This is a genomic window from Enterobacter hormaechei subsp. xiangfangensis (assembly GCF_001729785.1).
In the GTDB taxonomy this organism is placed as follows: Bacteria; Pseudomonadota; Gammaproteobacteria; order Enterobacterales; family Enterobacteriaceae; genus Enterobacter; species Enterobacter hormaechei_C.
In genome coordinates this window covers 448,044-460,152 of record NZ_CP017183.1, presented here as the reverse complement: position 1 = coordinate 460,152, position 12,109 = coordinate 448,044, and the positions used below count along the sequence as shown (strand labels likewise).

At 54.4% G+C, this 12,109-nt stretch carries 16 protein-coding genes; 3 read left to right on the top strand and 13 right to left on the bottom strand.

Annotation, left to right across the window (positions count from 1 at the left end):
* The first annotated feature begins 112 nt into the window (after positions 1-112).
* The gene (ytfE, locus tag BFV63_RS02240; RefSeq protein ID WP_069597428.1) at positions 113-775 is read left to right on the top strand and encodes an iron-sulfur cluster repair protein YtfE; all 663 of its coding nucleotides are present in this window, start codon (positions 113-115) and stop codon (positions 773-775) included.
* Between the two features lie 86 nt (positions 776-861).
* On the opposite strand, the gene cycA is transcribed toward ytfE, so the two are convergent.
* On the bottom strand, positions 862-2,271 hold the full coding sequence (gene cycA, locus BFV63_RS02235) for a D-serine/D-alanine/glycine transporter (RefSeq protein ID WP_003856045.1): 1,410 nt from the start codon (positions 2,269-2,271) through the stop codon (positions 862-864).
* 314 nt (positions 2,272-2,585) lie between these two features.
* The gene (gene fklB / locus BFV63_RS02230) at positions 2,586-3,206 is read right to left on the bottom strand and encodes a BamJ family beta-barrel-assembly machinery protein (protein ID WP_008502892.1); all 621 of its coding nucleotides are present in this window, start codon (positions 3,204-3,206) and stop codon (positions 2,586-2,588) included.
* A 231-nt stretch (positions 3,207-3,437) separates the two neighbouring features.
* On the opposite strand from fklB, the gene BFV63_RS02225 reads away from it, so the two are divergent.
* Entirely contained in the window at positions 3,438-4,076 is a 639-nt protein-coding gene (locus tag BFV63_RS02225; RefSeq protein WP_023315270.1) for an OapA family protein, read from the top strand.
* 46 nt (positions 4,077-4,122) lie between these two features.
* On the opposite strand, the gene BFV63_RS02220 is transcribed toward BFV63_RS02225, so the two are convergent.
* From BFV63_RS02220 to rpsF, 5 genes are all read right to left on the bottom strand, one after another.
* On the bottom strand, positions 4,123-5,052 hold the full coding sequence (locus BFV63_RS02220) for a DMT family transporter (protein ID WP_017383942.1): 930 nt from the start codon (positions 5,050-5,052) through the stop codon (positions 4,123-4,125).
* 152 nt (positions 5,053-5,204) lie between these two features.
* A complete protein-coding gene (rplI, locus tag BFV63_RS02215) occupies positions 5,205-5,654 on the bottom strand; it encodes a 50S ribosomal protein L9 (RefSeq protein ID WP_003856039.1) in 450 nt (149 codons plus the stop codon).
* Positions 5,655-5,695: 41 nt separating this feature from the next.
* Positions 5,696-5,923 (bottom strand): 30S ribosomal protein S18, encoded by a 228-nt coding sequence (rpsR, locus tag BFV63_RS02210; protein WP_000135199.1) that lies wholly within the window; start codon positions 5,921-5,923, stop codon positions 5,696-5,698.
* Between the two features lie 4 nt (positions 5,924-5,927).
* Positions 5,928-6,242, bottom strand: a complete 315-nt coding sequence (priB, locus tag BFV63_RS02205) for a primosomal replication protein N (RefSeq protein WP_003856035.1) — start codon at positions 6,240-6,242, stop codon at positions 5,928-5,930.
* Between the two features lie 6 nt (positions 6,243-6,248).
* Positions 6,249-6,644 (bottom strand): 30S ribosomal protein S6, encoded by a 396-nt coding sequence (rpsF, locus tag BFV63_RS02200; RefSeq protein ID WP_003856034.1) that lies wholly within the window; start codon positions 6,642-6,644, stop codon positions 6,249-6,251.
* Positions 6,645-6,984: 340 nt separating this feature from the next.
* Here rpsF and yjfY point away from each other — a divergent pair, with 340 nt between their 5' ends.
* Complete coding sequence (gene yjfY / locus BFV63_RS02195; protein ID WP_023324048.1) at positions 6,985-7,260, top strand: DUF1471 family protein YjfY; 276 nt, start codon at positions 6,985-6,987, stop codon at positions 7,258-7,260.
* Positions 7,261-7,394: 134 nt separating this feature from the next.
* On the opposite strand, the gene BFV63_RS02190 is transcribed toward yjfY, so the two are convergent.
* Genes BFV63_RS02190 through ulaA form a run of 6 tightly spaced genes read right to left on the bottom strand, consistent with a single transcriptional unit; the run spans position 7,395 to position 11,802 of the window.
* Positions 7,395-8,081 (bottom strand): L-ribulose-5-phosphate 4-epimerase, encoded by a 687-nt coding sequence (locus tag BFV63_RS02190; RefSeq protein WP_048241509.1) that lies wholly within the window; start codon positions 8,079-8,081, stop codon positions 7,395-7,397.
* Positions 8,074-8,934 carry an L-ribulose-5-phosphate 3-epimerase gene (locus BFV63_RS02185; protein ID WP_023324046.1) on the bottom strand — a complete coding sequence of 287 codons (861 nt, stop codon included), beginning with the start codon at positions 8,932-8,934 and terminating at the stop codon, positions 8,074-8,076. Before BFV63_RS02185 ends, BFV63_RS02190 begins: the two co-directional genes overlap by 8 nt.
* A gap of 9 nt (positions 8,935-8,943) precedes the next feature.
* On the bottom strand, positions 8,944-9,594 hold the full coding sequence (ulaD, locus tag BFV63_RS02180; RefSeq protein ID WP_003856025.1) for a 3-keto-L-gulonate-6-phosphate decarboxylase UlaD: 651 nt from the start codon (positions 9,592-9,594) through the stop codon (positions 8,944-8,946).
* 12 nt (positions 9,595-9,606) lie between these two features.
* Positions 9,607-10,074: a PTS ascorbate transporter subunit IIA gene (ulaC, locus tag BFV63_RS02175; protein WP_003856024.1), complete on the bottom strand. Its 468-nt coding sequence runs from the start codon at positions 10,072-10,074 to the stop codon at positions 9,607-9,609.
* Positions 10,075-10,083: 9 nt separating this feature from the next.
* On the bottom strand, positions 10,084-10,389 hold the full coding sequence (gene ulaB / locus BFV63_RS02170; RefSeq protein ID WP_003856022.1) for a PTS ascorbate transporter subunit IIB: 306 nt from the start codon (positions 10,387-10,389) through the stop codon (positions 10,084-10,086).
* Between the two features lie 12 nt (positions 10,390-10,401).
* Positions 10,402-11,802, bottom strand: coding sequence for a PTS ascorbate transporter subunit IIC (gene ulaA, locus BFV63_RS02165; protein WP_003856019.1), 1,401 nt, complete (start codon positions 11,800-11,802; stop codon positions 10,402-10,404).
* Positions 11,803-12,109 lie beyond the last annotated feature (307 nt).

Genomic DNA, 12,109 nt, shown 5'->3' with positions numbered 1-12,109 from the left:
GCTTTTTTTGTGATCCCTTTCTCGTTTTCACCCTTGCCTCTAAAGGGTTATAGTATCCACTTAAAGATGCATTTAAAATGCATCTTATATTTCTGATGATGAGGTAACTGCTATGGCCTTCCGCGACCAACCCTTAGGCGAGCTGGCGCTCTCCATCCCTCGCGCTTCTACGCTGTTCCGTAAATATGATATGGATTACTGCTGCGGTGGTAAGCAAACGCTGGCGCGCGCAGCGTCGCGTAAAGAGCTGGATGTAGAGGCTATCGAAGCGGAGCTGGCTCAGCTGGCTGAACAGCCCGTCGACAAAGACTGGCGCACTGCGCCGCTGGCTGAAATCATCGACCATATCATTGTGCGTTACCACGATCGTCACCGCGAGCAGCTGCCGGAGCTGATTTTACAGGCGACCAAAGTTGAACGCGTTCATGCCGATAAACCTTCCGTACCGCGCGGCCTGGCGAAATACCTGACCATGCTGCACGAAGAACTTTCCAGCCACATGATGAAAGAGGAGCAGATCCTCTTCCCGATGATCAAACAGGGCATGGGCAGCCAGGCCATGGGGCCCATCAGCGTGATGGAAAGCGAACATGATGACGCCGGCGAACTGCTGGAAGTGATTAAACACACCACCGACAACGTCACACCGCCGCCAGAGGCGTGCACCACCTGGAAAGCCATGTACAACGGCATTAACGAGATGATCGACGATCTGATGGAACACATCAGTCTTGAGAATAACGTTCTGTTCCCGCGTGCATTAGCGGGGGAATAAAAAAGCCCGGCGGCGCTAGCGCTTACCGGGCCTACAACGTCCGCGAACGTAGGCCGGGTAAGCGTCAGCGCCACCCGGCAACATGCTTAACGCATGCTCGCCATACGTTTCTTACCGATAAACAGCCAGCCCAGCCCCAGCGCAATAAACCACAGCGGCGTGACGATCAGCGCCTGGCGGGTATCTTCTTCCAGCGTCAGCAGCACCAGCACGAAGACGAAGAACGCCATGCACACCCAGCACATCAGCTTGCCCAGCGGCATCTTGTAGATCGACTTCTCATGCAGGTGTGGACGCTGTTTGCGGTACACCAGGTATGAGCAGAGGATAATGGTCCAGACGAACATGAACAGGATCGCCGACACCGTAGTGATCATGGTGAACGCGCCGATTACGCTCGGGTTGACGTAGAGCATCACCACACCGCCCAGCAGACAGATGCAGGAGAAGGTCAGCCCTTTCGCCGGTACCGCGCGTTTAGACAGTTTGGCAAACGCGCTCGGAGCAACGCCCTCCTGCGCCAGACCGAACAGCATACGGCTGGTGGAGAAGACGCCGCTGTTCGCGGAAGAGGCCGCAGAGGTCAGCACCACGAAGTTAATCAGGCTCGCGGCAGCAGGCAGTCCCACCAGCACGAACAGCTCGACGAACGGGCTCTTGGTTGGCACCACCGAACTCCATGGCGTCACGGACATAATGACGATCAGCGCGAATACGTAGAACATGATGATACGCAGCGGAATGGAGTTGATCGCGCGCGGCAGGGATTTCTCCGGATCTTTGGTTTCCGCCGCCGTGGTACCGACCAGCTCAATCCCGACAAACGCGAACACCGCAATCTGGAAGCCGGCAAAGAAGCCGCTGATCCCTTTCGGGAACCAGCCGCCGTCATTCCACAGATGGGCAAACGACGCCTGTACGCCGGTTGGCGACTGGAAGTGCGTCAGCACCATCACCAGCCCGACGACAATCAGCGCGATGATGGCGACGATTTTGATCATCGCGAACCAGAACTCCATCTCACCGAACATTTTAACGGTGGCGAGGTTCAGGCTCAGCAGCAGGACAATCACCGCCAGCGAAGCCACCCAGTCCGATAGCCCTGGGAACCAGAATTGCGCGTACGCCGTGATGGCCACAACGTCAGCCATGCCGGTGACCACCCAGCAGAACCAGTAGGTCCAGCCGGTAAAATAGCCCGCCCACGGGCCGAGCAGGTCTGACGCGAAGTCGCTGAAGGATTTGTATTCAAGATTCGAGAGCAGCAATTCACCCATTGCACGCATCACGAAAAAGAGCATAAAACCGATGATCATATAAACGAAGATGATCGACGGGCCGGCAAGACTGATGGTTTTGCCCGAGCCCATAAACAGCCCTGTGCCGATGGCTCCGCCAATGGCAATAAGCTGAATGTGACGGTTCGTGAGATTTCGCCGTAGCGACTGTTCAGACGTCGCCTCTTCTGCGGCGGCGACTTTGACCTGATCTACCATGTGATATTTTCCTGTTTATGCCTGTCTGTGTTGTTAAGGCTCTTCTGGCCTTTATTTACGCCAAATAAATGACGGCCCCTGTGTAAGGACTAATCGATAGTAGGTAAGAATCGGCGGGATGAATACTATGATTTGAATATTATGTTAATAATATGTTGAAAGTGAGTGTCATATCACTCATACAGCGCGAAACAGCTCACAAAAATACACGTAACAGTTTCGTTTGCAATACAAAATGTTGATTCCGTCGTAACTCCGGGTTTTATCGCTATTTTCCTCTCCCCGATCGGAGAGAGGAAAATAAGAAAAACCGATTACAGGATTTCCAGCAGCTCGACTTCAAACACCAGGGTGCTGAATGGCGGAATGGACGCGCCAGCGCCACGCTCGCCGTAAGCCAGGTTGTGCGGGATAGTCAGTTCCCATTTGGAACCTACTGGCATCAGGGTCAGGGCTTCGATCCAGCCTGCGATAACGCCGTTGACCGGGAACTCAGCCGGTTCGCCACGCGCGACGGAGCTGTCGAACACGGTACCGTCGATCAGCTTACCGGTGTAGTGTACGCGAACGTGGTCGGTACGCGCCGGGATTGCGCCATCACCCTGATTGATTACGCGGAACTGCAAGCCGGACTCGGTGCTGTTCACGCCTTCACGCTCACGGTTCTCTTCCAGATATTTCACGCCTTCTGCCGCCATCTCTTCGAAACGCGCGCGACGTACGGCGTCAGCACGTTCGTGGATTTCACGCAGCGCACGGTGCACAACGTCAACCGGCACAGCGGGCTGCTTGCCTTCCAGCGCGTCAGCGATACCCGCCACCAGCGCTTCCGGTAACAGACCTTCCAGGCCGGATTCGCTCAGCTGCTGTCCTACCTGCAAGCCGATGCCGTAGCTTGCCTGCGCTTCGATAGTGTCAAAAGTCGGGGTGGTCATGGGTTTTCCTTCCATCACATTTAAAGTAGCGGGCAGCATATCAGCCATGCCCTTATGGGTAAAACTTTGTCTTAAGTAAAGGTGACAAACTCCGACGAAACGGAAACAATAGTAGCCGTCAGGATTTTCCCTAATATATGTCACGAAAGCTGGCTTTGTTACGCCCATCAGGCAGTTAGCAAACTACACTTCTCAGGACAGGATAAAAAGACGCGGAGCAGGAGGAGAGCCATGCCCGGGCGATTTGAACTGAAACCTACCCTGGCGAAAATCTGGCATGCGCCGGATAACTTTCGCATCATGGACCCGCTGCCGCCTTTGCATCGCAGAGGCATTATCATCGGCGCGTTGCTGATCGTCATCGGCTTCCTGCTTCCTTCCGGCAGTGACAACGTTGATACCGCGCCGGTCAGCCGGAATGCTGAGCTGGATATCCAGTCGCAAAGCCAGCCGCAGCCTGGTTCACAGCCGATGCAGACGCAGCTGGTCACACCGTCTAACGATCCGGGCCAGGTTGCGCCGGTTGAACCTGAACCGGTTCAGGAAGATCAGGAGCAGGCCGCCACCCCTTCAGAGCCACAGGCGCAACAGCCCACCGGCATTGAGCAGCAGTGGCGTTCGTATCGCGTAGAGCCTGGGAAAACTCTTGCCCAGCTGTTCCGCGACCACAATTTGCCAGCAACGGATGTGTATGCCATGGCGCAAGTCGAGGGGGCAGGCAAGCCGCTCAGCAACCTGCAAAATGGTCAGATGGTGCAGATCCGTCAGAATGCCAGCGGCGTGGTGACCGGGTTAACGATCGATACCGGAAACGGGCAGCAGGTACTGTTTACCCGCCAGCCGGACGGCAGTTTCATCAGAGCACGTTAATGGCCCAGGCCGGGTAAGGCGATGCCGCCACCCGGCACTTTTGTTCTCAGGCACGCCGTTTATTCACCCACCAGATCCCCGAGCAGACCAGCACCAGCGCAATCGCGTATTTGATGTCCAGAATGTTTTCGCCGAGGAAGATGGCGGAGAGCACCGTCCCTGCTACAGGTATGACAAAGTTGAACGGGGCAATCATACTCACGCGGTTTACTTTCAGCAGCGCGCTCCACAGGGCGAACGCCACGGATGAGAGCAGCGTCAGATACCCCAGCACGGCGACGGCTTTCATGCTGTGCACCTCCAGCGTCCCGCCCGTGGCATAGCCTCCCGCAACCAGTGCCGCCCCGCCTATCCCCAGCTGCCATCCCGTCATCACCGTCGGGTCAACGGTCTGGGAAATGCGTTTCCCGTAAAGCGTGGCCGCAGAGAGAATAAAGGCGGCCAGCACCACAAATCCGTCACCTTTCCACACAAACTGGAACTCACTTAACCCGCTGTGGAAGTTCACCAGCATCACCCCGGCAAAGCCCAGAACACACCCCAGCGTTTTGTTATAGCTGAGTTTGTCGTTGTGGTAGATAAAGTGCGCCAGCAGCACGCTGAAGAAGGTCCCGGTGGCATTCATGATGGAGCCGTTCACCCCGGTCGTGTAGGCCAGGCCGATATAAAAGAAGGTGTACTGGAGGGAGGTCTGGGTCAGTCCGAGGATCGTGAGCTGGCCAAACTGCGTGGGCGTGAGCCTGCCAATCGGTTTTCGCTGGGCCAGGGCAAAAAGCAGCAGCAACGCGCCGGCAAACAGAAAACGGTATCCGGCAAAGACGACTTTGGAGGGGATATCATCGGTCGCGATCTGAAAGAGTTCGTAGCCACTTTTAATGGCCGGGTACGAGCTTCCCCAAAGCAGACAGCAGAGCGTGGCGCAGGCATAGGCCACATTTCGACGGGCAAAGACGGGCGTGGGCAGAGCAGTATCCATGACAAATCTCATAAATAAAATTGCGTTTCAATTTATTATCAGAGAATGCGTCAGGAATAGCGACCTTACAAGAGCAAAAGATGACGCAGGGTCACGCTAAAAAGCAAAACGCCGGCACAAGGCCGGCGCTTCGACGCGAGCAGAGTAAAAAATTACTCAGCTACTACGTTAACAACCAGTTTAGCGAACACTTCGCTGTGAACCTGGAAGTCAACTTCGTGCTCACCAGTGGTACGCAGAACGCCGTTCGGCAGACGAACTTCGCTCTTAGCCACTTTAACGCCTGCCGCAGTAACTGCATCAGCGATATCGCGGGTACCGATGGAACCGAACAGTTTACCTTCGTCGCCAGCTTTGGACGCGATGGTAACGGTGCCCAGTGCGTTGATTGCTTCAGCGCGAGCGTTAGCAGCCGCCAGAACGTCAGCCAGTTTGGCTTCCAGTTCAGCACGACGTGCTTCGAAAAACTCTACGTTTTTCTTAGTAGCTGGAACAGCTTTACCCTGTGGAACCAGGAAGTTACGAGCGTAACCCGCTTTAACGTTTACCTGATCACCCAGGCTGCCCAGGTTTGCTACTTTATCAAGCAGAATAACTTGCATTACCTTATCCTCTTAAAGTCGTATTAATGGACCGTGCCCGATTACTGATGACGATCAGTGTACGGCAGCAGAGACAGGTAGCGAGCGCGTTTGATAGCGCGAGCCAGCTGACGCTGATATTTTGCACGAGTACCGGTGATACGGCTTGGGACAATCTTACCGCTTTCGGTGATGTAGTTTTTCAGCGTTGCGATATCTTTATAGTCGATCTCTTGAACGCCTTCCGCGGTGAAACGGCAGAACTTGCGACGACGGAAATAACGTGCCATATGGCTAGTCTCCAGAATCTATCAAATCAATCTGCTCGGCATGCAGAACCATTTTGCTCAGGCCGTTCTTTGCCTTGTGGCAAGAAATGAACCCCTGAACGATTACTGCGCTACCGACCGTTAAACTGTGAGTAATGGCCTGGTTTTCGTGTCCGCTAATAATTACGGGCATTTGGCACCACGCCTGCCGGTGAAACCCGGCTTCCTCTTGCACAGAACGATGCTCAAGCACGAACTGGCAATGCGGAATTCCTGATGGGCTGACCTTTCGAAGGGGGGTCCTGCACACGGTGCCGGACAACACCAGACGGTTGGTCATCAGAAATTACTCTTCAGAATCCCCAGCATCAGAATCATCTGCGGTTTCGTTTGCGAAATCATCGCGACGCTCACGGCGCTCGTCTTTCGCTTTAACCATCGGAGATGCTTCGGTCACTGCGTGTTTGGTACGCATAACCATGCTGCGGATAACGGCATCGTTGAAGCGGAAGGTAGTTTCCAGCTCATCGATCACTTCCTGCGGAGCTTCAACGTTCATCAGAACGTAGTGTGCTTTGTGCAGTTTGTTGATCGGGTAAGCCAGCTGACGGCGGCCCCAGTCTTCCAGACGGTGGATCGTGCCTTCTGCACCAGTGATGGCAGCAGAGTAACGCTCGATCATGCCCGGAACCTGTTCGCTCTGGTCAGGGTGGACCATAAAAACGATTTCGTAATGACGCATCGAATTGCTCCTTACGGATTATTCAGCCTCCTGTCTGGGTCAGCCGAGGCCCGGGGAGGCAAGGAACGTGTTAAAGGTCGGCTGAAAAATTGACGCGTCATAATACTTGCGCCCCCCAGGAAACTCAAGCTGATTGCACAAATAATTCGCACAAAGGGTAAAGCTGTTCTAAGTGGGTGATTTAAAATCGCACTCATCAGAAGCGCTGTTTTTTTGAACAACATCATCAGAAATGGTCACCCATCCCAACCCGGGTAGCGATTACACTTTAATCAGAAACCCTGAACAGAGAAGGAGAGCATTCCCCCGTATCACAGCACGCAGTCGTGGAGCGCATATCATGAAAAGAATCGCAATCGCCATTTTGGCTGCGCTTTTGCTCAGTGCAAACGCGATGGCAGCCATCAGAATAGACAGCCAACAGGCCAGAAACATGGATGATGTGCAGAGCTTAGGCGTTATTTACATCAATCATAACTTCGCCACTGAAAGTGAAGCAGATCAGGCGCTTAATGAAGAAACCGATGCGCATGGCGCAAAATACTATCACGTCATGCTGACACGTGAGCCCGGCAGCAACGGTAATATGCACGCCAGTGCAGATATTTACCAGTAACGCTTTATCGCTAGCACCAGGAAAGCCAAAGAAAATCAAAGCCATATATAATTTGCCCCCTGCCCGGGGGCTTTTTTATGAATGGCTCCGGAATACCACCGGTTACAACTGTTTCGGTATTCCAGAGCACTTATTCACTTCTGCCCGTAATAAGCATTCGGGCCGTGCTTACGCATGAAATGCTTGTTCATCAGATAATCATCAATGCCCTGAAGCTGTGGGTTAATGCCGCGCGCAATCCACGCCATTCTGGCCACCTCTTCCATCACCACCGCGTTATGCACGGCGTCATGCGCATCTTTACCCCAGGAGAATGGACCATGCTGGTACACCACAATACCCGGCGTATGCAGTGGTTCCGTCTCACCCAGCGTTTCGATAATGACCCTGCCGGTGTTAAGTTCGTACTCGCCTTCGACCTCAGTCTGCGTTAACGCCCGCGTGCAGGGAATATCACCGAAGAAGTAGTCCGCGTGCGTTGTACCCAAAGTAGGGATCGCCAGCCCGGCCTGTGCCCAGGCGGTGGCGTGCGTGGAATGGGTATGTACAATCCCCCCCAAGGACGGGTAACGCTGGTACAGCGCCAGATGGGTTGCCGTATCAGAAGAGGGACGCCATTTGCCTTCAACGACCTGACCTTCCAGGTCAACCACCACCATATCGTCCGCTTTCATGGCGTCATAGGCCACGCCGCTCGGCTTAATCACCACCAGCCCCTGCTCGCGATCGATGGCGCTTACGTTGCCCCAGGTAAACGTCACCAGTCCATAGCGCGGGAGATCCATATTGGCTTCAAAGACCTGCTGTTTCAGCTTAAGCATGTTCCGCCTCCATCAGTCCTGCCCGCGCCATGCGCTCGCACACCCAGTCCCGGGCTTTCGCCACTTCTGCCGCCGGATCGTCCGCGGTTTCGCTCCACATCTCAATCAGGTAAGGCCCGCAATAACCTGTCTGTTTGAGCGTCTGGAAGCACCGCTCGAAATCCACCACCCCGGTGCCGAACGGTACGTTTTTAAACACGCCGGGACGGGTATCTTTAACGTGCACCGCCACGATATGCCCGATGCCCGCCTGAAGCTCCATCTGTACGTCGTTATCCCATGCCGACAGGTTGCCGATATCCGGATAAAGCTGGAACCACGGGTTATTCAGATAGTGCGCGTAGCCCAGCGCCTTGCTGATGGAGTTCATCAACGGATAATCCATGATCTCCATCGCCAGCGTCACCTGCGCACGGCTGGCCATCTCAACGCTCTCTTTCAGACCATCACGGAAACGACGGCGCGTTTCATCGTTAGCTTCCTGATAGTAAACGTCATAACCCGCCAGCTGGATCACGCGGATACCCACGTCCTGCGCAAAGCGGATGGCTTTACGCATGATCTCCAGCCCCTGCGCGCGCACGGCATCATCTTCGCTGCCGAGCGGAAAACGACGATGAGCGCTCAGGCACATGGACGGCACGCGCACGCCCGTTTCCGCGATGGCGCTTACCAGTGCCAGGCGCTGGTCGCGGCTCCAGTCGAGGCGAGAAAGACGCTCGTCCGTCTCATCCACCGACATTTCGACAAAATCGAAGCCCAGCTGCTTCGCCAGCTGTAACCGCTCCAGCCAGCACTCCCCCGCAGGGAGTGCCTTTTCATAGATGCCAAGCGGGACCTGTTTTGACAACATACCCGCTCCTTAACCCCAAAGCTGAGCGATTGAGCGTTTAAACTGACGCGCAGCTTCCACCGGAGATTCCGCATCGCGAATGCTACGACCGGCAATAAAGACGTGAATTGGAATCCCCTTGAACAGCGGCAGATCTTCCAGCGCCAGGCCACCGGTTACGGTCACTTTGAAGCCCATATCGGCCAGACGTTTGATCGCGCTGATATCGGCTTCACCCCACGCCACGCCTGCGGCCTGCGCATCACGGCTGCGGTGATAAACCACCTGCTGGATACCTGCTTCGCGCCACTCCTGCGCCTGCTCCCAGGTCCAGAAACCGGTCAGTTCAATCTGCACGTCGCCATTGAACTCCTTCGCCACGTCCAGCGCGCCTTTCGCAGTGTTGATATCCGCACAGCAGATCACGGTGACCCAGTCGGCGTTGGCTTCAAAGCACATGCGAGAGAGAATTTTGCCCGCATCGGCGATTTTGGCATCCGCCAGCACGATTTTATGCGGATAGAGCGCCTTCAGGTCACGAACCGCACGAACGCCTTCGCCCACGCACAGAATGGTGCCGACTTCGATGATGTCCACTTCTTCCGCAATCAGACGGGTGGTTTCGTAAGCGTGAGACAGAGTCTGGTTATCCAGCGCGACCTGCAACATTGGTAATGACATTTTAAATTCCTCTTAAACGGCCGCCGCAGTGGCGTTATCAATTAAATCCAGCACGTCCTGCGCGGTACGGCAGGCGCGTAAACGGTCAAAATTAGCTTCATCATCAAACAGATTGACGATCTGCATGATGCCCACCTCCTGGTGGGTATTGGCATCGACAGCCGCCATAGTGATAAGGATGTCGACCGGGTCGTTATCTTCGTGGTTGAACACCAGCGGGGTTTTCAGCGTCACCAGCGCGAAGCCGGTTTTCTTGACGCCCTCTTCCGGGCGGCCATGCGGCATCGCCAGGCCTGGCGCAATCACAAAGTAAGGGCCATGCTGCGCCACGCCATCCAGAATCGCCTGGTAGTAACGCGGCTCGACAACGTCAGCCTTAACCAGCAGATCCACGCTCAGCTTCACCGCTTCCTGCCAGGTGCTTGCTTCGGCCTGTAAAAGGATGGAGTTATTCTCTGCCAGCGAATCACGTAGTTTCATGTGGCATCCTTACTTCACGTCTTGTGGGAAGTGTTCTTTGATCACTTCCAGCAGCTTTGGTCCGAAATCCGCAGGCGACAGCATGTTGCGTACGCCTACCACGTATTTGTTGCCCGACACGCTAATCTCGCCGGCAATGTGCGTTGAGGCGATGATGATGTCCGCGCCGTTCAGTTCACTTTTGTATTCACCCACTGCGCAGCTGTTCACCGTGTGGTCAATGTTTGACTGGGTTAAAAACTGGTCCACTTTCATCTTCATGATCATGGAGCTACCTTGCCCATTGCCACACACAGCCAGGATACGTACGGTCATAATCGAAACTCCTTAATGAGCAGACACTTCTGCTGTTTGTTTTTCCGCATCTTCTTCAGCCCGCAGCGAACGGCCAGCGAAGAACATATAAGCCAGGGCAATCAGGATGATGACGGCCATAAAGACCAGCCCGACGGACGCAAAGCCCTGCATCATCGGCGGCGCCAGAATTGACCAGTCCGCCATGCCCATCCAGGCGCTCATGCCGGTGAGCTTGACCGCCCACACGCACCCGAAGATTTCAACCATGCCCATCACCAGGCAGATCTTGAGCGCTGCGCGCCATCCGCCGAAGTGGTTAGCAAACACGCCGATAGTGGCGTTGGAGAAGAACATCGGGATAAAGCCAGGAATAATCAGGATTGAGGAGCCACAGCCCACCAGGATGCCGACCGCAATCAGCTGGCCGATGGTGCCCCACATAAAGCCCCAGACGACGGCGTTTGGCGCAAAGCTATAGATAGCCGCACAGTCAATCGCCAGCACCGCGCCAGGGATCAGGCGCTGGGAGATGCCGTTAAACGCTTCCGACAGTTCGGCGACGAACATACGCACGCCCTGGGTGATGATGAAAATAGCAACAGCGAAGGAGAAACCGGTTTGCAGGATATAGACCGTCCAGTGGGTTTTACCCGCCATCGCCTGCACCACGTCAATGCCAAAGGAGAGCAGGATGGCGCCGAAGAAGATGGTCATCACAATTGCCGTGGAGACGATGTTGTCGTGGAAGATATTCAGCCAGCCAGGCAATTTGAGATCTTCAACACTCTCCTCTTTTTTGCCCAGGTACGGCGCGACTTTGTAAGCAATCCAGGAGGCGAACTGCTGCTGGTGACCGATGGAGAAACCGCAGCCGTCCGTAACGTCCTGCGTTGGCTTATACATCATGTTGGAGGTGATGCCCCAGTAAAGTGAGACCAGCACTGCCGTGCAGATGACCGTGGTCCACATTGGGTAGCCGAAGATATAGAGAGAAACGGCAATCAGACCCGCCTGCTGGAACATGATGTGCCCGGTGAGCATGATGGTGCGAATACCGGTGATACGGCGCAGGAGCACGTAAATGATGTTCAGCGCCAGCGCGAGCAGTACCGCATACCCAACCCAGCTGTATGCATCTCCCATGCGATCGATGGTGGCCATCATGGACGCGTAAGTGTCAGAGATGGCGCCGTTAATGCCGTACACCTCTGACATTTTGGCAACAACCGGCTTAAACGTGCTGGTCAGAATGCCAGACCCCGCCTGCAACAGCATAAAACCAATGATGGTTTTGATGGTGCCTTTGATAATCACGCTGACGCTTTTGCGCAGCAGGATGTACCCCAGGCACGTCACGATACCCAGCAACAGCGGGGCGTTGGTCATTACCTGATTAAAGAAAACGGTAAAGACGTTGTAGAGGATCTCCATAACTCTCTCCAGAAAATGAGAACACGAGGGGCAATCCCTGTGTGGTTGGTGTCATCACTCTATTAATCACAAATAATCATCACAAGATTGCATTTGATTATTTGTGACGGATCACGCAATTTATTTCCATGGCGTTAGTAATGATTTTCACTACCGAACTAATTCAATAAATAAATTCTTAATTTTCAGTACATTAATCATTTATAGCGGTTATCTTATCAACGTCATGATGTTTTTTCTGTGATGTGTCGAGGGGAATTTTCCGTAAATAAGCCATTGCAAATCGATTTAAACAGTGCCAGCATTA